Consider the following 25,966-nt stretch of genomic DNA (forward strand, 5'->3'; position numbering starts at 1 on the left):
CGATCGGGATGCTCAGCCCCACCACGTACGAACAGTCACTGATCGCGCCCATCATGGCCGCGTGACCACTGTCCACTTTTCGGGGGGAACCTCAGAATGCTTCGAGGCCAGCTGCCGTCGCCATCTGGATGCCGACGCTGTTGGAGGACGTGGTGGCAGGTCCCCGATAGTCGGACCACCGCGTTCTAGAGTCACGGTTTGATTGATTTCAGTCGATCTCGCAGCCCACGGGTTGGTGCGTGTGGGTGCATCGGGCAGCATACTCAGCGGGCGTCAGGTAGCCCAGAGACGAGTGCCGGTGTCGATGGTTGTGGTCGTCTTTGAAGTCCTCGATCACCACCCTCGCTTCGAGCAAGCTAGTCCAGTGATTTCGGTTCAGGCACTCCTTCCGCAGCCGATTGTTGAACGATTCGATGTGTCCGTTGTTCCACGGCGTCCCCGGCGGGATGTAGGAGATACCGACACGGTCTCGGCAGAACTGTTGCAGCACATGGGAAATGAACTCCGGACCGTTATCCATCCGCAGCACCAACGGCGGCCCGCCCCACAGCGCGAACGTCTTGTCGAGCTCGTCGGTCAGCCGCTGTGCGGTGATCGAACGCTCCACGATATTCAACAGGGACTGCCGGGTGTGTTCGTCGATCATCGACGCGATTTTGATCGCCTTCCCGTCGACGGTCGAATCGAACTGAAAATCCATAGCCCACACCACTTTCGGCGCATCGGCTTCGATTTGCGGGCACGAGCTGATACCGGCGCGTTTGCGTGGATGGTAGATCCGAACCTGCAGACCCTCCTCCTTCCAGAGCCGGTGCACCTTCTTCTTGTTCACCGCCACGCCCTGGTCGTGCCTCAGATGCGCCCAGGCGCGACGGAAGCCGTGCAGCGGATGCGAGCCTGCGTATGTCCGCAACGACGCCCTCAGAGCCGCGTCGGGATCCGCGGGCGTCTCGGCGATCGGTGTTCGTGCATAGGTGGAGCGGGCAAGCCCAACTGCTCTGCACGCCAGACGTTTCGACACACTCATCGTGTCCACGAGCATGTCGACGGCGCGGCGCTTGGCGGCTGGGCTCAGAATTTTCCCTTCGCTACCTCCCGCAGTGCATCCTTCTCCAGCTCGGCCTCGGCGAGCAGGCGCTTGAGCTTGCCGTTCTGCTCGCGCAACTCTTTGAGTTCCTTCGCGGCATCGGTGTCCATCCCGCCGTACTGACGACGCCAGTTGTACAACGTCGCCGCCGACACCTCGAGCTCCGCCGCGATCTCCTCCTGCGTCTTGCCCGCAGCCGTGAGCTCATCAGCACGGCGCAGCTTGCGCACGATGTCCTCGGCAGAGTTCCGCTTCCGTCCAGCCATGTTCTCCATCGTCCTATCCGCCCAGCTCATGGGCAACAAGACTCTAAAACAAGGTGGCCCCGTTCACTGGGGACACGCCAGTGGGATCGCTGTCTGTGTGCCAGAGCAGGTAGAACGATTCCTCGGGTACGGCCGCACCGAAATACGCGAACCCGCTGGGGGACGGTAGATCGGCCACTGTCGCGGGGACGAGGTCGGCAGGCTGTGCCGATGCCTCCTGCACGAGGGCCGACGCTTCAGGCGATGCGTAAAAGGTCTCGCCACTGACTGCGCCGGAGGTAACCGAAAGCGCCAGCCGTACAGCGAAGTTGCTGTACCGCTCGAATCGTTCTGCCTCGCTCAACTGTGGTTGCGGGTGGTCCCATCTGGGTGCCATCTGCTGGTGGTAGCGCAGCACATCGTCCAGCCGCGGGCGTACAACCGCGTCGAGGCCGTCGAGTAGTGCCGGTACATGCTTGGGCAGCAGCGATCGCACCGCCCGCACGGCAGCTTGGGGCGGGGACGGGAACACATCATCGTTCGGACGACCGATGAAGTAGCCGGTCATGGGATACCTCCGCTGGTGAGCAGTCGAACAGAGTGGGTGGGTGCCTTGTGACGGCAGATTGTCGCAAAGCGCTCCGACACGACTGCCCACCTCGAAGCTCGAAGTGGACAGTCGTGTTCGTTCCGAGTTCGCGACTACGGAGCGATCCATATGTAGTTCGATACGGCAAATGCTCGCTGGGGGAGTACGGAGACGGTCACCCAGCTTGCGCCGAGTCCGGCGTCGACGGTGATGGTGGCGGGGCCTCCGTCGAGGGGGAGTTGTGCGGAGTGGGTGAACGGTGCGATGCCGTTCACCCAGTCGACCTGAATAGTTGTTCCGCAGCCCGGACGCGCGCCTAGGTCTCCGCGGGGTGTGGCGGTGATGGTCAGCTGGCCGGGGTGGGCTCGGTCGGTGGTGCGGTCGATGTGGATGGGTCCGTTGCAGCCGCCGTTGTCTCCGACGGTGACGATGTCGTCGCCGGTCAGGCTCGGAGTTGCAGGAGGCACGTCCGCTGCTGCGAGACCGGTCCCGCCGATCAATGCTGCGGCGGCGATGGCTGCGGTGGCGACAGTGCGGGTGATGGTGTTCATGGGATCTCCTGTGTTGGATGGGTGTTAGGCGTGAAAGAAGGTCAGCGGCCGGAACGTTCGCGGTCGGTGTGCTTTCCGTTGCCGGGCCGTCCTTTGCGCGCTCGAGGTGATTTCGTCGAAGGCACTGTAATGGCACCGGCGGGTGCGCCCTGGCAGATGTCTGCAGAGATCCGCGCGGCGATCGCCTCGTCGTCGACACCGGCCGCGCGCATGTCCGAGGCAAACTGCTCGCGGCGTGCGGCGCTGTCGTAGCTGCGATCGGCCTCAGCACGTCCGTTTGCTTCCTGCGACCGCTCAGCATGCTCCGAGTTCTGGTCCCGGGCCTCACGTTCGTTCATCGGCTGGGCCTCCGCGTCTTCTATGCCAGGGCCGGATCCGTAGCCGTCCTGTGAGAGCCGCTGCGTTTCGGCGTCCTGGCGCTCGGCGTCCGCGATGAGTGCAGCGGCCTGGGCGCGATCGAGTCCTGCCGCTCTGTCGGAGTTCTGGGCGAGGGCATCTTTACGCTGGCTGTCGTCGATGAACGCTCGGGCCCCGCGGTCATCGGTGATGTCGACGCCGTATCGACGACGAACTTCGCTGCGGACCGTTGCTGCGGCTTGCGTGGCGATCTCCGACTCGCTTTCCCATGCCTTGGCCTGCTCGTAGACGGTCGTGATGTCGTGAGGTGTCGCCCGGTCCCACCACTGAGGGGCGAAAGGCCTGCGGAGCTGGGTTTCGGCGGCGATCCGTTCGGTGCGGAGCCGTTCGCTGTATTCACGTGTGGCTTGGTTGCTGTGCTGCTCGGCCTCGCGTGACTGCTGTTCACGTCGGCGGGCGCTCTGTTCGGCGAAACGGGATGCGAGCTGCATCCCGACGCGGAACACCATCCCCACTTCTCTACTGGCGGAGCCGAGCTCGTCATCGGACATGTGGTGTCACCTTTCAATCGGCGGTCCGGCTCGTTACCGGATCGGTGGGGGGTCAGCGCTGTCGCTGGTCGGGGAACATCGCCGGCGGCGCGGGGTCCACGGGCAGCGCATGCAGCCGGTCGGAGTGTCCGGTGCGGGTATCGCAGTTCTGGAAGGGGCCGTCGGAGGCGAAGAGCTTTTCCATGTGGTGGTCGGCGTGATCGCGCAGCCACACGCTCATGCCGGTGTGTGGGTCCTTGCGCAGGTGCTCGAACGATCGCCACAGCGCTTCGAGGCGGGCGACGGCTTCGGCGTGCCGCCACCACTGCGGGCACCAGCACCGGTACGGTACGTCTTCGACCTCGCGGCGGTAGAGGACGGCGAGGTGGTCGCGCACGAACTCCTCGACCGACCCGAACTTGAGCGGTTCGGGCTCGTTGCTGGCCGCGTCTATCGCGGCGTCGAGCTCGGCTTCCATCCGAGCCCGTGTCGCCTCGGCCAGCTGGTGGTGCAGCTCGGGGGTCAGGAGCTCCTCGAACTGTGCGGCGGCGATCGCGTCGACTTCGGCGCTCAGGCGTCGATCGACGCCCGCCTGGACCCGGGCCTGCATCGGCTCGCTCAACGATCCGGTGGCAGCTTCGGTGGCGGTGTCGTCGAGGCCGTCGAAGCTGAAATCCTCGCTCACGCTGCACCCTCTCTGGTCAGGTCGACGTTCCCGACGAGGGTGACTGCGCCGGCGAGGGTGCGATCGGCTTCGGGGTCGTGGACTCTGATGGACGCGACGACGGCGGCCTGGTTCGGTCCTTCCCACCACGGCACGGTCCGCACGAGAACCGGTGTGTTGCCCGATGATCGGACGATGGCGCGTCCGCGGGGGAGGGCTTCGAGTTCGGCTTCGGTGAAGGTGCGTTGTTTGGTGCGCGAGCGTGAGACGCTGCGGCCGTGATCGCTCGTGGAGACCGATCCGCTGATTTCCCAGTGATCACCGATCGCGGTGGACATGTTGCGGAGGAATTCGCCGTCGTCGATCGCGACGCCGCCGCCGTAGACGCGGACGTTGGCGGCGGACCAGAGTTTGCGCATTCCTTCTGTGCCCCAGACGTTTACGCCTTGGGACCAGGACTGGAGGACGGCCATGATGATGATGCCGCGGGAGCCGTAGTGGCTGTAGAGGCCGGGTAGTTTCGCCCAGCGCACGACGTTGGCGACCTCGTCGAGCGGTGCGAGGAGGGGGACGGGGAGACGGCCTTTGGGGGAAGTGGTGGCGAGCTGTTCGGCGGCGTCGATGATGGCCACGGTCAGGGCGGTGACCAGGGGACCGGCGGAGCCGTTTCCTTCGCGGGAGAGGCTGTACATCGTGCCGCCCTCGGCGACGAACGCCCGTGGGTCGAAGTGCGGGCGAGTATCGCCGGGTCCGCTCGCACGGATCCACGGGTGCACTGCGGAGAGCTTGAGCGATCGGATCATCTTCTTGGCGGTGGTGAAGACGCCGGATCGCTGCTTCTCGGTCTGGTTGTACTGTGCGGCAAGGCCGTCCGCTTGCAGGCGGTATCGGCCGTCGGCGGTGCCTCGGAGGATTTCGACGGGCTCCTTGTTCTTCTCCTGCGTTGCCCAGGTGTAGACGTCGGTGATCGGGCGTCCGGCCACTGCAGCGGCGAGGATCAGCCCGGCGAGCAGGTCCTGGCCCTCGGGGTCGAAGAACGGGTCCTTCTTGGCTTCGACCCCGTCGTCGCCGGAGGCGAAGTGTTCGGCGAGGTCGGCGGCTTTGACTTCGTCGGTGACCCAGGTCAGCGGGTTCCACCACCAGCTGGGCTGTTCGTCGGCGACCTGCTGCGGGTCGAACACCCACACCGGGCGCCGCTCGAGGGACTCGACGGACACCATGCCCTTGGCCGGGACGGCCTTACTGTCGCCGTAGGTGCTCCAGTCCACCGCCGCGGCCTTGACCGGTTCCCCGGTGACGCGGTCGAGAAGACGGACGCTGCGCCAGAGCCGCGTCGCGTCGACGACGTCGCGTTTGTTGGAGGTGGTGATCACCCCGCCCGGGGCGTCGAGAATCGCCGGGATGACCCGCGAGGAGGACTTACCGGTCCGCGGCCCCCAGATGTCGCAGTGCAGGTCCTCGTAACTGCCGCGCAGCATCTGTTTGGAGAGCAGGTGACGGCCGACCTGGACGCCGGGTACCTGTGTGGGTGTCAGCTCGATCGCCAGGTCCGCTGCTTTGCGTCTGCATCCTTTCTCGCTGAGCGATTCGATGTCGCGGCCACGGCCGAGGTGGCGGGCCTTGTCGTCGACGCGGGTTTTCTTGCTCCGGTAGCGACCGAGCAGCACCAGCGCTCCGACCGCCGCCGCGAGCAGCACCAGTGCGGAGAGGACGACGACGATCGTCGAGCCGGTCTGCCATACGAGATCGCCGCGGAACAGGCGTTTGGCGATGGCGATGGGATTGTCCGGGGCGGGTTGGTCGGTGCCCAGGTGAATGCCGGCCCACAGTCCGCCTCCGGCGAGGGCGGCGACGGCGGCACCGAAGCCGAGCAGGACCAGGGAGCCGTCGGTGGTGGCGGGGTCTTTGACGCTGCGAGTGCGCATGTGTGGAGTCCTTCTCGTTGGTGGGCGGGTGTGTCAGGAGACTTCGACGATGGCGGTGATGGTGACGGTGAAGCCGGGGGCGGTGCGCGATCCCGGTGGATCGGCTACCTGGAGCGGTGTCACGGCGTGCGAATGGCCCTGTACGGCAACGAATGTGTGGCCTCGTTCGAGCTCGTCGATGTAGCCGACCATGCTGTCGGCTGCGATCTGCAGGGCGGGGGCGGGAGAAGGCCCGGCGGCGGTGCCGTGGCCGTAGAGGACCAGGAAGCTCATCGCACAGCCACCGCGTTGATGCGCCACACGCCGAGTTTGGTGGCGGTGAAGTAGGCCGCGAAGGTGTTGGTTCCCAGTGTCTTTCCGTCGGGGGTCGTGGCGGTTTGGGTGACGGTGACCACGCGTGAGACTCGGCCGCTCTGATCGGCGGGATGGTCGTCGCCGCCGATCGCGGCGACCGCGATGACGCGGGCACCTGCCTGTGCCCAGTCCTGCCACTGGTTGCCGGTGATCGGGGCGAGGGCGATGAACGAAGCGGCGTTGTCGGCGTAGTAGCGCTCGTCGAACAGCGGCTGCGCCCGCTTCGCTGCGGCGAGCTGGTTGGGCTCGTCTGCCGGGGTGTAGGAGAACAGAGTGGTCGCGGCGGCCAGCATGACCTGCTCGGGATCGGTCTGGTCGACCCCGGCGAAGGCCTGTGGCAGGTCCGGGGTCGAGGGCGCGGGTAGCGAGGTCGTCGGTCCGCCGGCATCGAGAGGCTGGTCACCGGTGTCCTGACCGGAGTCGTCGCTGCCGCAGCCACCGATGACCAAGGTGAGGGCCGCCAGCAAGGCCAAAGCGGCGCGTCGGTGGGTGCGTGGTGTGGTGGTCATCCGAATCTCCTGACGTACATGTCTTCTCCGGCCCAGCCGGAGAGCGGCATGATCGAGACGGTTTGGCCGGACTGGGGGGCGTTGAGGAGCATGTCCTGGCCGCCTTCGGTGCCGGTGTAGATACCGACGTGGTGGGTGTTGCCTCCGGAGCCGAAGTAGATGAGGTCTCCGGGTTGCTTGTCCTCGAACGGGATCTGTTGTCCCCGTGGGTCGCCCAGCTGTCCGGGGTTGGAGGTGTCGCCGGTGTAGTGCGGGAGCGTGATCTTTCCGCCCGATGCTTGGAAGACCGCGTAGAGGGTCAATCCGGAGCAGTCGAACCCGGTTTTGGCGGTGTCGCCGTTCGCGTCGGCTGCGCCTCCACCGTCGCTGATTCCTCGGGTCGGACCGCTCGAATCTCCGCCTCCCCATGCGTAGGGTGTGCCGATCCATCTCGACGCTGCGGCAATGACATTGGCTCCGAACGGGCCGCCGGGGACGAAGGTCGGTCCTCCGCTCGCTCCGCCGGCAGGCGGGGTGCAGGCACCGGGGGCGGTGCCGCCGTCGACGACGGCGGTGGCCACAGCGCCGGTGCCGTTGTTGGCGATCGCTGCGAGGTCGTCGGCGGTCAGGTCGGCGCGGGCACCTTTGAACTGTGCGTAGAGCTGGCGGGCGAGTGGTTCGTCGTCGGCGTAGGCCCCGGGGTGGCCAGACCCTTGCACTGCTTGGGCGGCGTCGGTGACAGCCATCGACTGCCAGCCGGGGATCTTCAGCAGGGCGGTGTAGAACTTGATGTTCGCGGTCACTGGATTCATCAGCTCTTCCGTCGTGCCCCAGATCGTGACTTGTTGCTGAAATTGGTTGACCGACAGGTGATCCGATCCAATGCCGTCGTGGGGGTAGTTCGTGGAGTCCGGGACGTTCGAGCTGGCGAGCATCCGATAGGTCGACTCCTGGCCTTCGGTGGCGAGCGCGACGACGATTCCCTGTTCGGGTACCCCCATCGCCTCGCCGATGGCTACGGTCTGTTTCGCCAGTGCGAGCTGTGCGGCATTGAGGCCGCCCGTTCCTGCACCGGGGGAGCTCGAGGTCTGTGGCTGGGCGGCGGTGCCGGGCTCGGCGGCCTTGGCGACCCACGGCGCGGGGTCGACTGCGGTTCCAGCACCGTCGGGGAGCCGCGCGCCCTCCCACACCTCGAAATGCAGGTGTGCGCCCGTCGATTCGCCGTCGTTGCCGATCTTTCCGATCTCCTGGCCGGCCGAGACGTGCTGGCCGGCAGAGACGAGGACACCGTCGGCGAACATGTGACCGTAGACGGTGGAGTAGGTCCGGCCGTCGATCTCGTGGTCGAGGATGATCCAGTGCCCGAATCCGGCGGCCTCCCCGGCTTCGGCCACACGTCCGTCTGTGAAGGCGTAGATCGGGGTGCCGACCGGGCCGGCGCGGTCGATGCCCTGGTGGACGGTGCCCCACCGGGGGCCGAAACCGGAGCTGTCGGTGGTGGTGTCGCTGGCGGTGGGCTTGACCAGCGTCCCGGCCGGCGCGATCGCGCCGGCCGCGGCACCGGACGGGGGAGCGCAGGCGATGGTCGTCGACGCCGGAGCGAGGATGACCACCACGATCAGGACCAGCCCGAGAAGTGTCGCGGCGGTGGCGACGAGGAGTTTCTTGGCGTCCACGTCGCTATGCGCGCCGACCGGTGTGCGGACCCATTCCTGCGGTCAGGGTGGCGATCAGCTCCGTCGCGGCCGCGAGCTGGACTTTGTGTTCGCGGGCGCGGCGCTCAGCTTCTTCGGTGGTGACGGGGGCGGCGTCGCGGCCGGCGGCCACGACCCAGTTGCGCAGGGTGTTCGGGTGGACCTCGAGGGTTTCGGCGACGAGCTCGATCGCTCTCCACCGGGAGGACACCTCGGTGGCGACCTTGGCGACGGTCTGTACTGCTGCTGCCCGCAGTTCGGGGGTGAGGCGCTTGTACTTGCGTTCGGCGATCATGCGAGCGCTCCTGCTTGCTCAGGGGCGGCGATGTCGGCTTCGATGACCTCGCGGACGAGGTTCGCGTCGGCGAACTCACTGAACCGGGAGTTGGTGTCGTGGATGCCGGCGTCGATCTCGGCGGCGGAGAAGATCAGCTGTACCGGGATGCCGGGGCTCAGTTCGCTCTCGCCGATCTTGATCAAGAACTTGCCGAGTCCGGATGGGGGCTCGATCGGCTCGTCGTGTTTGCGGCGATCTCCGGTCATGGGCGGCGGCGCGGACCATCCGCTGACCATGTCGGATTCGGTGGCCGTGAACTTGACGATGCCGGCCAGGCGTTCGACTTCTTTTTCCGGGATCGGGCCGATGACCTTGACGCGGGCGCGTTCGAGGAAGCCCAGGGCTTTGTTCGCCGATCCGGTCGTCGACTGCGATTCGAGGTCGGTGATGGTGTGGGTGATCATCCACAGCGCGGTGGCGATGGCTCGGTTCAAGCGGGTGAGGGCGTTGACGCGGTCGACCATGAAGTCGCCCAGTCCCAGGACCTGCCAGAGCTCGTCCATGATGGCCTGGAAGTAGCGCTGCGGTCCCAGGCCCGCGTCGGCGAGGGCGTGTGCGGCTTCGATGGCGGCGAAGCCGTCGGACCAGCACACGAGCATCACGGCCGCTTTGAGTTTGGTGTCGCCTTCGGCGATGTGCGAGACATCGATGCAGATGGCGACGGCGTCGATGTCGATTTCGGTGGTGGTGTGTCCGTTGAACACTTCACCGAACCGTCCTTTGATCAGCCCGCGCAGTGATTGCCGGAGGCGTTTGGTCGAGCGTCGGTACTCCTCGACGGTGTCTTCGCCGGCGTCGGCGATCAGTTCGGGGTGTCCGTCGATGACGAGGGCGAGCAGGTCACCGAGTAGGGGCGGGCGATCGGGGGTGTAGCCCATCTCGCCGTAGAGCAGGTTCAGCGAGGTCGCGAGGATGGTTTCCTCGAAGTCCTGCACCTGGCCGCCGCGGGAGAGTTCGATCAGTCCCGAGACGACCTGGACCTGGCGGCCGCGGAGCTCGGCGAGCATGCGGCGCTGCAGGTCGGGGAACGCCGAGAGGGTGGGGATCACCGATCCCAGGACCCCACCGGCGAGCGGGTTGATGCGTCCGTATCCGTAGCCGAGATCGATCACCTGGCCTCCGACGGCTTCGATTTCCTTGCGGTAGTCGGGCTTGACGTCGGCCAGGACGAGGGTGGTGACGTTCTGTGCGATACCGCCCAGGACCACGCGTCGTACGAACGAGGACTTGCCGTAACCGTTGAGTCCGAGCACGAAGCCCACCGGTGCGGTGATCAGACCTTCGATGAACCAGTTGAGCAGGTCGAAGCAGACCGCGGCGCGGGTGAGCAGGTGTTGCCCGATCGGGGTCCCGATCAGTGGTGCTCCGGCACCGACCGACCACGGCCACAGGCCGGCAGCTTGGACGGAGGTGGCGCGGTATTCGATCTGTCGGCCGACGGTGTTGGTGCGCCCGCCCCCTGGGCCGGCGAATCCGCGGTCGGTCAGGCGCAGGGTGGAGCGGGCGAAGCCGTCGGCCGAGGACGAGTAGTCCGCGGCGTCGCGGTTGCGGCGGCGGCGGTCGTCGGTGGCGAGCCTGTGTTTGGCCCACATGCTGCGCACGCCGGGACGGTTCGCGGCGACGACCAGGGCCGCGCGGGCGGTGTCGTCGAGGATCTTGACCATGGACGGGTCCTCTTCTCGTCTCGGGTGCTTATCCGGCGAGTGCGCCGGGGAGGGTGGCGTGTTCGGGCAGCACTGCACCGATGCCGAGGGAGCCGTAGAACCCGGCGGCCTGCCAGCGGTAGGCGCGGCGGATCTTGAGACGGCACTGCACCGACAGATCGCGGACGATGGCTTCGATGGCCGGGATGTCGCCGGTGAGGGGCTCGGTGACGGTGATCAGCACCCCGAAGCGCACGAGTCCGTGGCCACGGGCCTGCTCTTCGCGGGCGCGGGAGGTCGATTCGACCTTGATCGAGGCGGTCACCGATCCGATGCCGCGCCCGCCTTGCTCGGCGATGAGTGCGTTCTTGTAGTCGGTGTCGACGATCTTGACCGCATCCGCCGCGGTGTGGGGTCGGTAGATGATCGCGACACGTTTGCGAGGCACGTCGGGATTGGGAGCGAGGATGCGCCGAAGGACGCCCTCGTCGACGGCGCTGGCGGGAGCGGAATCCATTTCCCAGGTCACCGACCGGCCACCGTCGTGGACGTACTGGTCGAACTTCTCCTCGTGCGAAACCGGTCCGGCGTCGTCCCAGTGAAGTCCGTGTCCCGCCGAGCTCGACGACGCGCGTTCGAGATCTGCCTGTGAAGCGGGATCGGTGGAGCGCCGGACGAAGGCGACGATGTCGGCCGCAGGCATGGGCCGGACCATCACCGACGCCGATTTGAGGGCCGCGCACAGCCCTGGTAGTCGACGGCTGATCTCGACGGCCTGCTCGGACGGGTCCTTCTTGCGGGCATCAGTGGTGGCGCGGAATGTCACTGCGATCCGGGCCTCGAGCTGGACCTGTTCGGTGGGCAGCGACTCGGCGAGGTCGTACATCGAATGCTGAGCCAGGGCAGGTGCATTCGGCGCGGTGTTGCGGTCGACTTCGGCGAGCAACCGGTTACCGGTTTCGGGGACTGTGTCGATGACCGGGACGACGGCCACGATGTCGGAAGTCTGGCCCATCGCGGCGAGTACGACTCCCCATTCGCCGACCCAGTTGTTGATCAGGGACTGATCGACTGCTTCGTCGCCCTGCGGCCAGGCGCGCAGCACCACGGTGTAGCAGTGCTTGGCGGGCATGTGGATCATCCCGAACCGGAACCCGGCGGCGTCTTCGCCTTCGTAGAGTTTGGTCGGGGCCATGATGCCCGGGAGGAACGCTTTGCCTCCGGGTAGTTCGGAGAACAGCCCGCCTCGGTAGATGTTCTCTTTCCTGCGTCGTGCTCGTATCCACTGCATTCTCAGCACCGTCATTTCGTATCCGGATCGACCATCTCTGCTCCACACCAGCGGTGCGGCAACAACTGTCGCGATTGTTGCGACGACCACGCCTGTGCCGAAACCGGCGAACATCATGGTCACCATCACCGAGATCACCAGGACGAACCCGATGATCGTCGCTGCCCATGTCGCACCGAACAATCCGGTGTTTCGGGGCTTGGTCCACCCGTGGTAGAGCAGACCTGCTTCGGTTCTCGTCGCCATCTACTCACTCCTCGGATAGGAAAGAACACGTTGCGCCACAACCGGTGTGGCCGATGTCGGGGTGGTCATCGCGGTATCGCGTGTCGGTTACCGCTGCTGCTGTTGTTGTTCGAGGTTCGGCCACCGGCGAGGTCGTCGGCCGAACGTCCTGCGCCCGCAGCTCCGGACCCCACCGCCTTGGCTGCCTTCGATCCCGATCCGCCGCCCGATCCTCCGCGAGATCCGTTGGCGCTCTGACTCTGTCGGCCTGATGCCGAGGACGGCGAACCGCCTGGCGAGGGTGGGGTCAGGTTCGGTCGTGGGCTCGGGCGACTTCCGCCGCCGCCGCCGCCACCACCACCACCACCACCGCCACCGCCGGCGAGTCGTCCGGCACCACCGGCCCCTCCGGAGAACGCTGCCGCGCCTGCGCTGCCGCCACCGACTGCTTTGCCTGCAGCCATGGACTTTCCGCCCGTGGCGACCGCAGCTCCGGCCATCAGAGCTGTTCCTGCTGCGGCGGCACCGGATCCACCCGAGCCGACGGCCGCGACCGCCGGCACCAACAGGCGCATCATCGCGGGCAGAACCGCCGCGGCCATGGTGAGCATGACGATGCCCAACAGCGATTGTTGGAGCTGGTCGATGTCGGGGATCTCGCCCTCGGTGACGTTCGCCGAGTTCTGTGCGGTCAGGAACGCCATCGCGTAGACTAGTGCGCCGACGGGCTTGAAGAGCAGGAACGCAATGATCCAGGCCACGATCTTCTCGTAGGACTGTGAGCCGACCGAGGTACCTCCGGCCGCGGCCGCGAGCGGTGCGGCCGCGACAGCGGCAATGAGAAGCACCTGGCGGGCCACGAGCATCACTGCCTGCGCGATCGCGCCGAGAAGTCCGACAAATCCGATGATCAGCATCAGCCCCGGGGTGGCGCTGCCGTAGGAGTTGATCGAGAGCATCGAGTCGACCATGCCCACCGGGTCACGGTTGGAGGTATCGGTGATCAGCCAGTCCGAGAACGCGTCCCCGGCACGGGTTCCCGCGGCGACGACGACGGAGAACATCGTGGCGGCAATGACGGTGCGGGAGAGGGCCTTATAGGTTTCTTCGGCTTCGTTGAGCAGTGCGTGACGACGCGCAGCCGCCAGACGCAAGGCCAGGAAGATGATCGTCGCGACCAGCAGTGCGAGTTGTATCCAGCCCGTGTACTCCGAGATCGTCTGCAGCGGAGTGAAATTCTGCAGATCCGGGTTCGGGATCTTGATCCACCAGGTCATCGCCATGGTCAGTACTTGCGCCATGCCGGTGAGGATCGACTGCACGATCTCCCCGAACTGCGATTCCCACATCTCCGCGAACTGGCTGGTGGCGAAGTTTTTGGCTGCGTCGAGGGGGTTGCCATCGGCGGCGCACAGTGCGCCGCTCGCGCCGCCGATCAGATCGCCGATAACCGGCAACTGCGTGCCCAATACGTCTCCGACGACGTCGCCGGCGGTGTCGCACGCGGTGGTCTGCGCCGAGTCCGTCTGTGCCGTGTCGTCCGGGGTGGGTTGCTGCGCGGCCGCGATCGCACTGCCGGTCAGCATCACCGCAAGCGCGATCACCAGTGCCACTGCGGTCGACCGGAGGTACCGGAGGGCGAGGGTCGTCATTTGCCGGGCCATTGCGTCCACCCCGCCAACGTCGGGGTGTTGCCGACCTTGCCCGCCTCGGCGAGCTTGAGGGACCAGTCGCCGCCGCGCCAGAGCAGCTCGATCGGCACCGTGGTCCAGCCGTTGCCGGAGACGTTCTTGCCGGCGTATTCGATCACCGCGTAATCCGAGGAGTAGTAGGTCAGGCGGTAGGCCTCCTGTCGAAACAATGGCTTGGCCGGCGGCGCGGTGTTGCCGGCCGCGATCTGACGTTGGGCGTTGGCGAGATTGCGGTCGAGCTCGGTCTGCAGCTCGGGGGTCGAGGCGACCGCTCGGGTACTCATCACTGCCGCTGCACCCTCGAACGTGGATTGGCTGCGGTTCACCAGCTGCAGTCCCGCCAGGGCCGCGCCTTGTGGGGTTCGAGCGAAGCCGGTGGCGAGGGCACCGTCGACTGCGGTGGGCCCGTCGGAGGCGGAGAACGGGAGGGGATAGTTCTGCACTTTCTGCCAGATCACCCCGGCAGGCGGGGCGCTCTGGTAGTCGGCGGAGCTGGGATCGGGGCGAGAGCCGGGGTCTTGGTCGAGGGCGATGCCGTTCGGGTTCGGGGGCACCTCGACGCGGAAGCCGAGTTCGTCGAGGTAGGGCAGTCCCCAGTCGGCGCGGTTGCTCTGGGTCGGCTGCGGCGCGGCGGGACTGGCGGTGTCGGGTTGCGACGCGGCGCTCTCGCGGGCGCTGCGGTTGATCAGGACGGCCGCGGTGCCGCCGACGACGACGAGAACGATCACGATCACCGACAGCACCAGCGTCCACCGGCGTCCGCCCAGGACCTGTCCGTCGTCACCCGGGGACGACGGCACGGGATTGTGTCGCGGGGCTGTGCTCATCACGATTTCTCCAAGGGTGTTGCCTCTGCCGGTACTTCGGTGATCGAGCGCACTCTGACGGTGGTGTCGCCGGGCTCGGGAAGCAGTAGCCGCCAGTCCTCGCCCGACCAGAGAACTGCGGTGTCGGATGCGGCGATCGATTCGTCGGGGAAGGTGGTGTAGATCGTCAGAGCCGCCCGCTCGGCGGTGTAGTCGGTGATCCGGTACCCGGCGATCGAGGGACGCTCGTCGGCGGCAGGGGGTGCGGTGATCGAGATCAGCTGCCGGTTGACGGCGAACGAGTCACGTGCAGGTCCGGGAGCGACCGCGGCATTGACCACCGATGGCCATTGGTAGTCGGGAGCGACCGAGATCCGCACGGTCTGTTGCAGTGCTGCCAGGGCCGCACCCTGCGGGTCGTGAGTGAATCCGCCGACAGGGCCGCTTCCCGGATTGCGGGCCGGGCCCTGATCGCCGACAGGCAGTGCGATGCCTTGGTAGTCCTGCCAGCGCACCCCGGTCGGTGGTGCGGACGGATCCGGGGCCGTCGAGGTGGTCGGAGCCGCCGTATCGGTGGCTTCGGTGCCGCCGGAGCTGCAGGCCGTGGCCAGTGCCGCTGCGAGCAGCCCGACGGCTATCCATGCTCGTGCCCCGCGGATGCGGGGTGCCCCGTCGTCGGGTGTGGATGCGGTCATGGTCGGAGATGCCTCTTTCGTTACGCGATGCTGGGGCGCTCGCATGGTCAGAACGTCAACAGGGCTGCGGCGATACCGGTTGCGGCAGAGGCGAACACGGCCGAGATGAGCGTGACCACGATCGATTGAGCGGCGTCGGTCTCGTGGGGGGACTCTCGTCGGGTGTAGGCCAAACGTCCTGCGGCCCAGATCAATCGGATGGTGAATATCGCGAAGGCGAACCAGAGCAGGTATTGCAGCAACTGCACCAATGGTTCGGTGACCTCGGTCGGTGGTGTCTTCACCTGTGCACGCTCATCCGGCGACGCTGGTCATGATGGTGCCGGCGCTGGTGGCGATGACACCGCCGATCAGGGCACCGACAATGATCTTCGGCGATTCCAGTGCCCCGCCGTTGTACTTCTCCCAGCCGAATTTTCCGCCGCCGTAGACCAGTGCACACACCCCGGCGAGAAGGACAAACCAACTGAGCCAGCGGCCCAGGCGTAGGAAGCCGTCGGACTTCGGGGGCGCTTCGGGGGTGAGCTCGATCTGGGCGAGGATGTCGATTCCGGTGTGCAGGCTGTGCAGGATCATGGCTTTCCTTTTGTCGGGGTGGTGGAGCGTTGAACGTCGAGGAGGATGGCCTCGCGTAGTTCCGATCCGACGGTGGCGATGTCGGCGGGAACGTCTGTGGCACTGCGCTTTTTCTCCGGTTGCGGATCGAACGGTGACCAGACCGCCAGGCCGCTGGGATCTCGCGCGAGTGGGTACTGCTCGATCCAGCCGATGCGCCAGTCGCGGCCGACGAGTGCGGTGACCACGTCGCGGGTCTGCTGGATCTGTTTGGGCAGCTTTCGACCCGGTCGGTCGGCCACGGTGATCAGGCCGATGATCGTGGAGGGTCCACCGTGGCCTGCGGTGTGTTGACGGAGCAGTTCACCTGCTTTGACCAGTCCCGAGACGGTCTCGCGGGCAACGATCGCGACGTAGGGACTTTGCTTTCCGTACCCGCCGGGCCAGCGGTCACCGCAGTCGCCGGCGGGAGCGAGGACGTGGGCGAGGGTGCTCACGCCTGCGCCGCCGTGTGCGCCGAGCAGCCAGAGCATCGGGGACGGGGAACGATCCGGTAGTGGTATCGGCCTGTCCCAGATCGGGAGCTCGCGTTCGGGTAGGCGCATCGAGAGATCTCCCGACTTGCGGGGTGTCTGGTTGCTGGAGGTCGCGAGGTGGGGAATGCTCACCGGTCCTGCCCTCCGGCGGCAGCGCGGACGGTGTTTGCCCGCAGCTGCTCGTAGGCGGCGGACGTCGCTGGGTTCAGCTCGTCGGCCGTAATCGGCAGCCCGGTGGCCAGGTGAGGGTCGTAGGGGATGTCGAGGACGGCGAACACTTTGCCGTGCAGGTGGTTTCGGAGTTCGTTGAGGTCGATTCCAGGTGTTCCCGGGAGCTGGTGGGATATCGCGATGATGGTGCGCAGTGGGCCTGCATCCGTGGCGGTGTAGCGGATGGTTTCCAGTGCCGCGCGCATCCGATTGACGGCATCGGCGCGGGCATGGACGGCCAGGACTATCGCCGCCCAGGGCTCGGACCGCAGCGGATCGGCTGCGGCGCGGCCGAACCCGCGGTGTCCGAGGTCGTAGATCGAGGTATCGACTTGGCTGCGGAGGTAGCGATCGATGCCCCGGTATGCCGGCTCGGCCGACTGCAGCCAGGCGCGCCCGAGTATGTGTGCTCCTGCCGAGGTCGCAGAGGTGCAGTCGGCGACCGAGGCCGGCACGTTGTCGGGGTCGGAGCTGTCGAAGGCGGTTTCGATGACGGTGTCGCTGACCATGGAATCTGCGCCGCGTTCGACCAGATCACCGCCTGCAGGTGTTGCGTCGACGACGACCACGTCGTGGCCGCGGGCAGACCATGCGTTGCCCAGTCCGAGTGCTGTCGTGCTCGCTCCTGCGCCCCCGCAGGCACCGAGGACCAGAGTCATCGGTGGTATCGGTTCGGGGGCGGGCACCGGTTCGGGGTGAGCACGTAGGGGAAGGACCCGTGCGCCCTGGTCCGCGGGGTCGGGTAACGGACTCTCTGGGGGCGGGGTGAGCCATTCGCTCATCCATTCGGCGCGCTCTTCGGTCACTGTGCTGCTCCGATCGAGGTGATGAAGGTGCGGCCACCGGCGTCGGTGGTGCTGATGGTCTGTTTGTCCGTGGTGCGAGTGCCGTCGCTGTACCGCTGTTCGAGGGTCACGGCGTAGGTGTTCGGGGCGGCGGCCCGGATGCTCACGCAGTGCTCGGTACCGGCGGGAATGGTGTCGATGCCGCGTTGGAGCTCGTCGGCGGTTGCAGACTTCAACTGCGCGTTCGGCGCGAGGATCTCGCGGGCGGCCGCGCCGCTGCGTTCGACGTAGTAGGCGTGCTCGAACGCCAGGATTGCTGCGCTTCCCGAGGTGGTACCGCCTGGGCCCGCGCCGGTCACCACGCCGTCGGTCACCGATTCGGGGCACCAGGAGTGGGCGAGCGCAGCGGTGGTGGTCGTGGGTGCGGGCAGCTCGGATGTCGGGGCTGGGGTCGACACGGCCTCGATCTCGGGCGTGGTGTCCGGGTCGGAGGTGAAGGCAGAGACCGCAAGTGCTCCGACACCGATCGTCATCGCGACGGCCGCCGCGGTGATGCCGAGCGCGCGGGCGTTGACGGGGCGGCGTCGAGCGGGGCGTGGGGTATCGGTCGAGACGGGCTGTGGGGGCGCGAGAAGCCAGTGCGACCCGTCGTCGGCGGAGCGGGTGTCATCGGTCTTGTCTGCTGGAACGTCCTGTGGCGGTGTGGGATCAGCCACCGGGGTGGCGTCGAGGGGATCGAAGGGTGGAAACCAAGAGTCGAGGGAGGTCGATGCTTCGTTGTTGTATGTCATCATCTTTGGTTCCTGTCTTCGAGAGTCCCTGGCGCACAGCAGGTGTGCGCCAGGGGCTTTCTCAATTCGGCAGAGCGGCCGGGGTCGTCGTGGTCGGCCTGCTGCTGGCCGGTGGTGTGACGACGGCGGTGGTGGTGATCGCAGTGCTCGGGAGTGGGGAGCTGGGGTCGGCGTCGATGCCGCCCGTATCGGTCGAACCGTTAGCCAGGTCCTTGGCAAGCGCGACGAACCAGTCGGTCACGAACGCCGTCGCCGATTCACCTGTCGGGGTGGTCGGTGTCGACCCGTAGGAGCCGTGTTGAGCGATGGTCGACGAGTACTTCGTCAGGGTCGCCAGGTTCAACAGGTCCTTGTTGTCGGTGATGTTGTCTTTGACAGCGGTGAAGGCCTGGTTGGTCAACCGCGATGTCGTGGCCGGGGGAACGAGCTTGGCGGCCGCGCCGAGGAGCTTGGTTCCGAGCAACCCGACCGCGGCGACGGGGTTGGACATCCCGACTGTGGCGAGTTCGGCGATATTCGCCGGCGTCAGGATCTCTTTCGCGACCGTTTTCACGGCGTTGAACCCGATCGTCCCCACCTTGAGCAGAGCCGAGATCGCCTGGTCGGCAGTCGGTAGCGGGGTATTGGGATCCGATGCCACCGCGAGACGCTCGGACAGGGACTTCTTCGGAGCGATCGACAGGTTCGCCAGCGTCGTTCCCTTGATGTCCTCGTTGACCACCGTCACTGCCGTCTTGATCGAGGTCATCGCCAACGCTTCCGCGACCGAGGACAGGGACCGAACCGGGTCACCGGCCGAGAGCTCGGACTGACCGGCGATGTTGGTCACCACCCGCAGGATCGGCGAATCCGACGGTGCGTCACACGCGAGATCTCCGGACTGGCAGAAGCTCGCGACCCGGCCGGTCAACGCGCCGTAGTTGCTCACCGTGTCCGACGTGGGCGCGATACCTCCACCGGTCGGCGCGTTCTGGTCGAGGGCCTCGATCTTCGAGACCTCTGTCCCTGCGGTGCCCGGTGCAGGCTTTGGGGTCGTCTGCCCTGGTGCACCGGGAAACAGCGGTGCACCCACGGCCCGAGTCGGGTCGCCGAAGGTGGCGACCCCGACGAGCTTGGCGGCCGGAATCGACCCCTGACCGGCTCCGACTTTCTGTGCCCACGTCGAGACCGCGTGAGCGCCCTGGCTGTAGCCGGCGGCGGTGAATTTCGTTTCCGGGCATGCGGCAGCGACCTCCGCAGCCATGGCGTCGATGCTGGTCTCCGCACGCTCGACCGACTGTGTGTAGGGGACGTTGCCGCCGGGCACCGCGCCGCCGAACCCGGCGTCGTACGGCACGTACGCCCGCCCAGCGAGCTCGGTACCACCGGATACGGCTTTGGCGAGCAGAGGCATGAAGACCTGCGAGAGCATCCCGGTGTCGGTCGTCGGCGCGGCATCGGGGGCGGACTCCCCGGTCCCTTGCACGCCGAGGGCGAACAGCGCCGGGCACGGACCTGTGATGAGGTCCGTGCCCGATTCGCTCGGAGCAGCCAACGCCGGCGACGTGGCATTGACCACGACCGCCACAGTGGCGGCCGCAGCCAACGCCACGCGAGCAACGCGGAGTCGAGGACGCGAGGTCACAGGTGCCATCCAGCAGGGGCAACCGAATCCAGGAACGATCCCGCCTGCGCTGCAACGTTGTCGGCAGCGGCGAGTGCATCGGCACCGCCCGGCTGCGCAGCGACGATCTCCCGCACCTCCAACGGATGCGCGGGTGCGATGCTCGCTGCCTCCGGAGGAGTCCATACCGGGGCCGCGACTGGCGTGGGTGCCGGGGCAGGTGCAGGTGCAGGTGCTGGGGCGGGCGAAGGTGCTTCACCGAGGTTTTCGCCCGCACCGTATGCGCCGCCGACGACACCGCCGATGACCGCTCCGGCTGCGCCGACACCGGCCGCTGGAATCAGCGCTGCAGCAGCGCCGACCGCTGCACCGATCGCTGCACCACCGGCTGTGGCGGCGACACCCACCGGGACAGCTCCGACACCGGGGATCAGAACCGACCCGACTCCTGCGCCGGTGATGCCGCCGATGGTGCCGCCGATCAGGCCGCCGGCCAAGATCGCCGCTGGTGCTACGACTGCGTAGGTCGTGACAGCGGAGGTCGTTCCTCCGATGAGGACGCCTGCCGAGGTGCCGGCAGCCATCCGGTCCGAGCGTGTCGTCGGGATACCGAGGTTGTTGAAGTACGTCGCGCCTTGGGCTTCGAGCACAGCGGCGGTGTTGTTGACACGGTCCGCGTCGTCCTGGCTCAACCAACCTGGCTTCTCGCCGGAGATAGCACCGAAACGAACGGTGTTGTCCGGGGCCTGAATCGGAGCAACCGGCGTACCCGGTGCTACGACCGTCTCGTCCTTGGAAGGTTCGGGTACAGCGTCGGTCGAGGGCTGTGGGGCAGGCGTCGGCGGCGTCTGCTCGACTTTGGGTTCGCTGTAGTAGATCGGCGCGTTGTAGTTGGGAACCGAACGGGTCGGTGCGTTGCGGTACTCCGCCGGTGGCACGTAGGGGCCGACGTACTGCCAGTCCGCCGTCGTGCCTGAATCTTGCTGCGATACCGACGGGGACGGTGCAGTGACGCTCGGCTGGCCGCCGGGAACTTCTGTGGTTACCCCGGGCTGCCCTGTCGCGGCAACGGCGAATCCAGCGCCGGTGAACATCGCGGCCACCGTCAAAGTGAGCGCTGCTGTCGCTGACGCTGCGACAGGGCGAGGGATCGCACGGTGGCGTGCTTTAGTTGAAGAGCGAGTCGGCATGGTGATATATCTCCTTTGAGATTTGTTGACCTACAACAAATTTGGATCTCAGATCGGTCGAGCAATTCAGCTATTGACCAGCAGGGAGGCTATGTGGGGCAATCGCATCGGCATGTGTGGATGTCGATCCGATTGCCTCACTTACTCATTTAGATCTAGCCGAACACCACCGACCAGAACCAAGGCTGCTGAAAAATCCACATCGGGTATCGGAATCCTTTCTGTGCGGACGGGTGTGATCTCGAGGAGTGATGTCCCGGCGGGGTCGCGCAGCGCTGAACATGATGAATGCGCTCACTGCGCGACCCTCGCGCCGGTCCACCGGTCGAGCTACAGGGCGCGGGGGAGCTCCTGTAGCTCACGAGTGGGACTATCAGCGAAAGCCCACCCGAGTCGGGTTGCAGTCCGGACTGTCAGGTCTAGGGCTTACGGGTAGGAATGGACCGCTCCTTGCACGATGTGGATGGACTCCACTCGGCTAGCAGGGCTCCGTCGTCACCGATGTATTGGTGGCGACCGGAATGCCCGTGGTCGAGCGAGCAGGCAATCAAGTCGCCATGTGTCCGATTTACGACGATTGACGCGCAGAACTGTTTCTGCGGGAGGAAATTTGGCACCATCGCATCCCGTGCGGCACTCACCTTGATTCGCCCCCGTAACCCCGGCGAAAGCGGCGATGTCGGGCGAATGCACCTGCCGTCGCACTTTGTCCGTAACGGCCCAACGCTGAACTTCGACGACGGCAATTGCTGATCTCAGCCGTCGATGGCAATTGCGATGCGGCAAGGGCGAAAGACGCGAACATGTGGAACTCCCGACAGGAAAGATCGGACGGAACCTGCGAACAGACCGACCTGATGTCCCGCGCTACAAGCAGTGCTGAGAACGACAAGCACCGAGGAATCCCTTTTGGGCGCGCATCAGGACTGTAGAACAGGTTAGGTGCACCGCGCAATCCGTTCTGCTTCGTGGAACTCAAATCGAATAGGTGCATGGATGCAACAGTAACGCGCAACTATAAAACGCACAAGAGTTCGAGGCTGCGGTGGATCGAGCAAGATGGGACTGTCTTGTAGGTTCGACAGGGAGTTGGGGACAGTGCCGCGAAGCGGAGTTCGTGGGTTTCGCGCCGACCGGTTGCGTGAGCTGCGGGTACGTGCGGGGTTCAGTGCTGACGACCTTGCGGCCAAGGTGGGCGCGACCAGGCAAGCAGTGTCGACCTGGGAAACGGGGCGCTCGACGCCACCGCCTGCGACGCTTGGCCGAATTGCGAACGCACTGCACACGTCGGTCGCAGCGCTTGTTCCGATCCCGGAGTCTCAGCTGAAATTGTCCGACCTTAGGGTGCACGCCGCGCTGTCTCAGGGCGACGCTGCGCAGCTGCTCGGGATGTCGAACACCGTTCTCGCCGACATCGAGCGTGGGCGTAAGCCCGAAACCGAGGAGCGCATCGAGTCGTTTGCCGAAACGTATGGGGTGTCGACGCGTACGGTGGCAGCTGCATGGAGTCGAACGCGCGATGCTCGCACGACACGCGCGCAGGTATTGTAAATCACGCAACTATAAAACTGATCTGGGTCCCAATGGTTCCCATCTTTCTCGGTCCGCAGCGGTCTCTGTGGATCCATATGAATCCGCGAAATTATTTACTACTTGCACAATTCGGTCAGAGTGACGAGTGCGGCCGTGGTGTGCTGATCGAGTGAAACTAAAACCGCGTCGATTGTCATCGGCTTCCAGTTTCCGTCAAGAGTTCTGAAGCGAAGCACGCCGTTGGCGCGTTCGCGTGCGAGTGCGTTCGACATTTGCTTCGCAATTGGTACGTCGTCCGGATGAATCGCAGGTACCGGTTCGCCAGGAAGGTTTTCCCAGCAGATATCCGGTGCGGGTTCAGAGTTGTACCAGCGCAACAAGTTGAGTGTTCTGAGGTTCACCAGTGCGCGGTACTCGCCTTCTTTGGTGGAAGCCTCCAGAACGCGATGCTCGAGAATCGTAGGTGGGGGAGCGATATTGATTTCCCCTGCGGGGCCGATGTCGTGGGTGATACCCCTCAGGATGACTTCGGTTCCCGAAACCCCGTCTTCGGCAATCATCCGGCACGAGAAGTGCGCGGCCCGAAGTTCACCGTCGTCCCGCCTCACTGTCCAGACCGCTTGGTGAGTGGTGCCCGGCGCTGATTGCACGATCTTCGCCATTGCTTCGCTCTCGTCACGGTTGGTGACCAGTCGGGTGAACGCGCCCGCGAGTGCGCGCTGGGTCTCGCGCTCGTCTTGCGGAACGCGATACAGGTCGAGTAGATCGTCGCTACCGCTTGCCGTGCTATTCGTGAGGTTGAACTGCCACGCCCCCGCGGCGTGGCGTGGAGGTGGAGTCTCGTCACGCTGGCCAAGCCATACCCACGCGCCATGCGTACGGGCAGCAAACGTTTGTAGTGGTTCGGCCACTACTCGCCTGACTCGGTCTTTGGATAGCCGATCCACTACGGCTCCTGTAGAAAGCGCCTCCGCTACCGCGGCGACTGCCTCTTCGCGGCTGGTGGAGCTACGGAGAACTTTACGAGGTGGAACAAAGGATTTGGGCGAAGACCCAACCCCGATGACCGACGGCTCCCCGTCTCCGAACGTCTCAATCAGGATCCAGCTATTCGACATGGTTGACCGACCCCCGCAGGTCTGGTGAGTGAAATGTTAATTGGTGACGGCTTCTCAGCGCCGCCGCAGTGCTTGGAGCGCAGGCAGCAGATGTTGATAATGAGAGCCGAGTAGGCGCGTGGTTACGTCGATGAGGCGGGCGTCATTTCCGATTGTCACCTGCGACTTACCCTTCCATGCGCCCGCAATGATCTTCTGGGCTGCCACTTTAGGGGCGGTTCTGGCTACGCGGGTGTCGAAAAAATTCGCCGTTCGCGCGCGATCAACGCCGGGTGCCGCCCGTGCCGTCCGTGCGATCGGCGTTTTGAGTCCACCAGGGATAACGCACGTCGCACGCGCAGTTCGTGATGCGAGCCGCAGCTCTTGGTTGAGGGCCTCGGTGAAACCTCGTACGGCAAATTTCGACGAGTTGTACGCCGAGTAGCCTGGTGCGGACATAACCCCAAATGCAGACGACACGTTGACGATTCGACCTCGACGTGAATTCAGGATGTCTGGAAGGAAGGCGCGAGAGCTATTCACCACACTCTCGAAGTTGGTTGCCATCACGAGATCGAAGTCAGCTGTGGGAGTGTCGATGACGTCACCCCTGTAGAGAACGCCCGCGACGTTGAAGATCGCATCGAGACCGCCAAGCGCTCTACGTGATGACTCGGCCCACGAGTTGATCTCGGTCCGGTTGGCGACGTCGACTTGGGTCGCGCGTGCGACGGTGGTCATAGCAGCACATCGGGACTGCGTGTCCAGCAGTGCGTCGTAGTTGTTGTCCGCGAGAGCAAGTGACCATTTCTGGCTTGCTAGCTGCAACGCAATTTCGCGGCCGACCCCAGAACCTGCGCCGGTGACCACTGCTCTCCATTCCCCTGGCATCTAACGCCGCCTCCCGCACCTCGCTGCCCTTGGTAACTAGGCACAGTAACGAATGACTGAAGGTCGCGCTAGCAACCAGCTGGTCTGTATTCCGGTTTGTACCCAGTGGTTGGATGCGTTCGTACGGAGATGCTCGAAGATACGATGAAACGTCGGCGTGAAAATGACTTCGGGCCGGAAGTCTCGCCACCGCATTGCACGACGGTCAGTATCGAGCAACGTCTATAAGTACATCGGATGTCCCCGCGGTAAGTTGCATTTTCCGCACCGTTTTGGCTGAAACGCCAGTTCAGCACAGTTTTCGCTCCGCAGCTCTGTCGGTGACCTGCGCTAGGCTGCCGTTATCGACTTCCGGCCAGGCAGAACACCCGCGGTGAGCACATCGGTCGGCCGTGTGGAACTTGCAACTGCGGCCGTGGAGCCGGAGATCCCACCGGCCGTCGCGAAGCGGATCGCGAGAGCGGTGGAATCTTCGCGGTCGGAGGGGACGCGGCGCACCTACGCCGCCGGGTGGCGACGCTTCGCCCGCTGGTGCGAACGCGAGGGACATGCCGCATTGCCGGCGCACCCGGTCACCGTTGCCGCGTATCTCGTCGACGCCGCAGATACCCGCACCGAAGCGGGGGAGCGGTCCTACGCCGTCTCTACCTTCGGGACCTGGATCGCCGCGATCAACCACCAGCACCGCACCACCGGACACCTCTCCCCGTCCGCACACGAACTCGTCACCGCCACCCTGTCCGGGATACGCCGGGAGTACGCCGCCGCGGGGGACCGCGCCCGCACCCCGCGAGACCCGTTGCTTGTCGATGACATGAAACTCCTTGTCGAGACGGCCCGGAAGCGGTGTCGCGGGTGGGCCGACGAGGTCCTCGAACGCCGTGACTCGGCAATTCTGCTCCTCGGCTTCGCCGGCGCATACCGCCGGAGCGAGTTGTCAGAGATGGCGTGTGGGGACGTCACTGTGCATCGGTACGACGGCCTCCACATCCGGTTGCGGAAGTCGAAGACCGACCAAGAGGGCAGAGGAGCGGTGAAAGCGCTGCCGTACACCGACTCTCACGAGACCTGCCCGCCATGCGCGTACGTTCGCTGGGTCCAGATCGTCGGCGCATTCGACGTCGGCGGCAGGCCGTCGGTGATTAGGCTGCTCCGTAAACGGGAGTTGTTCGACGCGCACGTGTGCCGTGGGGGAGTACCTCGCACCGCCGCTCGCGCGCCGCTGTTTCGCGCCATCGCCAAGAACGGAAACCTGGGGGACACTGCGTTGTCCGGAGCAGCAATCCACCAGACCATCCGTCGCCGTGCTGACCACGCGGGCTTCGACCCAACCGCTCTCGCCAAGCTCGGAGGTCATTCCCTGCGCGCTGGGTTTGTCACACAGGGCACCCGCAACGGTGCCGACGGATCCGCCATCGCCCGCCAAACCGGCCACGCCAGCCTCGACTCGGTCGAGGTGTACCGCCGCGAGCACACCCCACTCGTTGGGAATGCCGTCAACGACATCGGCTTATAGCCAGTCTGCCTGGAGGTGACGGTCTCGCGACCCTAGAGCCGCCGGGTCGCCCTCGTTGATTCGCATCACGTACGTGCTCGCAATTTC

General features: G+C 65.7%; 26 protein-coding genes. 2 read left to right on the forward strand and 24 right to left on the reverse strand.

Annotation, left to right across the window (positions count from 1 at the left end; genetic code table 11):
* Positions 1–208: 208 nt before the first annotated feature.
* The 22 genes from ACIGGF_RS10415 to ACIGGF_RS10520 form a co-directional block, all read right to left on the reverse strand.
* Positions 209–1,353 (reverse strand): IS3 family transposase gene (locus ACIGGF_RS10415; RefSeq protein WP_374640496.1). Its coding sequence is split into 2 segments (ribosomal slippage): positions 209–1,086 and positions 1,086–1,353, totalling 1,146 coding nucleotides; the frame shifts between segments, so codons are not numbered across the junction.
* A 43-nt stretch (positions 1,354–1,396) separates the two neighbouring features.
* Positions 1,397–1,900, reverse strand: a complete 504-nt coding sequence (locus ACIGGF_RS10420) for a hypothetical protein (RefSeq protein WP_347873387.1) — start codon at positions 1,898–1,900, stop codon at positions 1,397–1,399.
* Positions 1,901–2,034: 134 nt separating this feature from the next.
* Entirely contained in the window at positions 2,035–2,472 is a 438-nt protein-coding gene (locus tag ACIGGF_RS10425) for a hypothetical protein (RefSeq protein WP_206511063.1), read from the reverse strand.
* 41 nt (positions 2,473–2,513) lie between these two features.
* Positions 2,514–3,380, reverse strand: a complete 867-nt coding sequence (locus ACIGGF_RS10430; protein ID WP_206511064.1) for a hypothetical protein — start codon at positions 3,378–3,380, stop codon at positions 2,514–2,516.
* Between the two features lie 52 nt (positions 3,381–3,432).
* Positions 3,433–4,044, reverse strand: coding sequence for a DUF4913 domain-containing protein (locus tag ACIGGF_RS10435; protein WP_294638009.1), 612 nt, complete (start codon positions 4,042–4,044; stop codon positions 3,433–3,435).
* Positions 4,041–5,948 (reverse strand): type IV secretory system conjugative DNA transfer family protein, encoded by a 1,908-nt coding sequence (locus ACIGGF_RS10440; RefSeq protein ID WP_206511065.1) that lies wholly within the window; start codon positions 5,946–5,948, stop codon positions 4,041–4,043. Before ACIGGF_RS10440 ends, ACIGGF_RS10435 begins: the two co-directional genes overlap by 4 nt.
* A gap of 33 nt (positions 5,949–5,981) precedes the next feature.
* Positions 5,982–6,221: a hypothetical protein gene (locus ACIGGF_RS10445; RefSeq protein WP_206511066.1), complete on the reverse strand. Its 240-nt coding sequence runs from the start codon at positions 6,219–6,221 to the stop codon at positions 5,982–5,984.
* Positions 6,218–6,811, reverse strand: coding sequence for a hypothetical protein (locus ACIGGF_RS10450; RefSeq protein WP_206511067.1), 594 nt, complete (start codon positions 6,809–6,811; stop codon positions 6,218–6,220). Before ACIGGF_RS10450 ends, ACIGGF_RS10445 begins: the two co-directional genes overlap by 4 nt.
* Positions 6,808–8,466 carry a peptidoglycan DD-metalloendopeptidase family protein gene (locus ACIGGF_RS10455; RefSeq protein ID WP_206511068.1) on the reverse strand — a complete coding sequence of 553 codons (1,659 nt, stop codon included), beginning with the start codon at positions 8,464–8,466 and terminating at the stop codon, positions 6,808–6,810. The genes ACIGGF_RS10450 and ACIGGF_RS10455 overlap by 4 nt, the downstream gene beginning before the upstream one ends.
* A gap of 4 nt (positions 8,467–8,470) precedes the next feature.
* Positions 8,471–8,779 (reverse strand): transposase, encoded by a 309-nt coding sequence (locus ACIGGF_RS10460; protein WP_094622100.1) that lies wholly within the window; start codon positions 8,777–8,779, stop codon positions 8,471–8,473.
* Positions 8,776–10,485, reverse strand: coding sequence for a hypothetical protein (locus ACIGGF_RS10465; RefSeq protein WP_206511069.1), 1,710 nt, complete (start codon positions 10,483–10,485; stop codon positions 8,776–8,778). Before ACIGGF_RS10465 ends, ACIGGF_RS10460 begins: the two co-directional genes overlap by 4 nt.
* A 28-nt stretch (positions 10,486–10,513) precedes the next feature.
* Positions 10,514–12,001 (reverse strand): SCO6880 family protein, encoded by a 1,488-nt coding sequence (locus tag ACIGGF_RS10470; RefSeq protein WP_121870948.1) that lies wholly within the window; start codon positions 11,999–12,001, stop codon positions 10,514–10,516.
* Positions 12,002–12,066: 65 nt separating this feature from the next.
* Positions 12,067–13,632: a hypothetical protein gene (locus ACIGGF_RS10475; protein WP_121870947.1), complete on the reverse strand. Its 1,566-nt coding sequence runs from the start codon at positions 13,630–13,632 to the stop codon at positions 12,067–12,069.
* Positions 13,629–14,498 (reverse strand): hypothetical protein, encoded by an 870-nt coding sequence (locus tag ACIGGF_RS10480; RefSeq protein WP_241259768.1) that lies wholly within the window; start codon positions 14,496–14,498, stop codon positions 13,629–13,631. Before ACIGGF_RS10480 ends, ACIGGF_RS10475 begins: the two co-directional genes overlap by 4 nt.
* Positions 14,498–15,172, reverse strand: a complete 675-nt coding sequence (locus tag ACIGGF_RS10485) for a hypothetical protein (RefSeq protein ID WP_121870946.1) — start codon at positions 15,170–15,172, stop codon at positions 14,498–14,500. Before ACIGGF_RS10485 ends, ACIGGF_RS10480 begins: the two co-directional genes overlap by 1 nt.
* Before the next feature lie 47 nt (positions 15,173–15,219).
* A complete protein-coding gene (locus tag ACIGGF_RS10490) occupies positions 15,220–15,456 on the reverse strand; it encodes a hypothetical protein (RefSeq protein ID WP_032393575.1) in 237 nt (78 codons plus the stop codon).
* 10 nt (positions 15,457–15,466) lie between these two features.
* Positions 15,467–15,748: a hypothetical protein gene (locus ACIGGF_RS10495; RefSeq protein ID WP_121870945.1), complete on the reverse strand. Its 282-nt coding sequence runs from the start codon at positions 15,746–15,748 to the stop codon at positions 15,467–15,469.
* Positions 15,745–16,395, reverse strand: a complete 651-nt coding sequence (locus ACIGGF_RS10500) for a DUF6668 family protein (RefSeq protein WP_259468021.1) — start codon at positions 16,393–16,395, stop codon at positions 15,745–15,747. The genes ACIGGF_RS10495 and ACIGGF_RS10500 overlap by 4 nt, the downstream gene beginning before the upstream one ends.
* The gene (locus ACIGGF_RS10505; RefSeq protein WP_147458314.1) at positions 16,392–17,279 is read right to left on the reverse strand and encodes a ParA family protein; all 888 of its coding nucleotides are present in this window, start codon (positions 17,277–17,279) and stop codon (positions 16,392–16,394) included. Before ACIGGF_RS10505 ends, ACIGGF_RS10500 begins: the two co-directional genes overlap by 4 nt.
* Entirely contained in the window at positions 17,276–18,052 is a 777-nt protein-coding gene (locus tag ACIGGF_RS10510; RefSeq protein WP_094650848.1) for a hypothetical protein, read from the reverse strand. The genes ACIGGF_RS10505 and ACIGGF_RS10510 overlap by 4 nt, the downstream gene beginning before the upstream one ends.
* 58 nt (positions 18,053–18,110) lie before the next feature.
* Positions 18,111–19,682 (reverse strand): cutinase family protein, encoded by a 1,572-nt coding sequence (locus ACIGGF_RS10515; RefSeq protein ID WP_121870943.1) that lies wholly within the window; start codon positions 19,680–19,682, stop codon positions 18,111–18,113.
* On the reverse strand, positions 19,670–20,746 hold the full coding sequence (locus tag ACIGGF_RS10520; protein ID WP_143537089.1) for a hypothetical protein: 1,077 nt from the start codon (positions 20,744–20,746) through the stop codon (positions 19,670–19,672). Before ACIGGF_RS10520 ends, ACIGGF_RS10515 begins: the two co-directional genes overlap by 13 nt.
* 1,194 nt (positions 20,747–21,940) lie before the next feature.
* Between ACIGGF_RS10520 and ACIGGF_RS10525 the strand changes: the two genes are divergently transcribed.
* Positions 21,941–22,393, forward strand: coding sequence for a helix-turn-helix transcriptional regulator (locus ACIGGF_RS10525; RefSeq protein ID WP_094650845.1), 453 nt, complete (start codon positions 21,941–21,943; stop codon positions 22,391–22,393).
* A 98-nt stretch (positions 22,394–22,491) separates the two neighbouring features.
* Here the strand turns inward: ACIGGF_RS10525 and ACIGGF_RS10530 are convergent, their stop codons facing one another.
* Both ACIGGF_RS10530 and ACIGGF_RS10535 read right to left on the reverse strand, forming a co-directional pair.
* Complete coding sequence (locus ACIGGF_RS10530; protein WP_094650844.1) at positions 22,492–23,493, reverse strand: GAF domain-containing protein; 1,002 nt, start codon at positions 23,491–23,493, stop codon at positions 22,492–22,494.
* Between the two features lie 54 nt (positions 23,494–23,547).
* Positions 23,548–24,342, reverse strand: coding sequence for an SDR family oxidoreductase (locus ACIGGF_RS10535; RefSeq protein WP_237669138.1), 795 nt, complete (start codon positions 24,340–24,342; stop codon positions 23,548–23,550).
* Between the two features lie 394 nt (positions 24,343–24,736).
* Here ACIGGF_RS10535 and ACIGGF_RS10540 point away from each other — a divergent pair, with 394 nt between their 5' ends.
* Positions 24,737–25,879, forward strand: coding sequence for an integrase (locus tag ACIGGF_RS10540; RefSeq protein WP_249277103.1), 1,143 nt, complete (start codon positions 24,737–24,739; stop codon positions 25,877–25,879).
* Positions 25,880–25,966: the final 87 nt, after the last annotated feature.

This window comes from Rhodococcus sp. NPDC078407 (genome assembly GCF_044542515.1).
Taxonomy (GTDB): domain Bacteria; phylum Actinomycetota; class Actinomycetes; order Mycobacteriales; family Mycobacteriaceae; genus Rhodococcoides.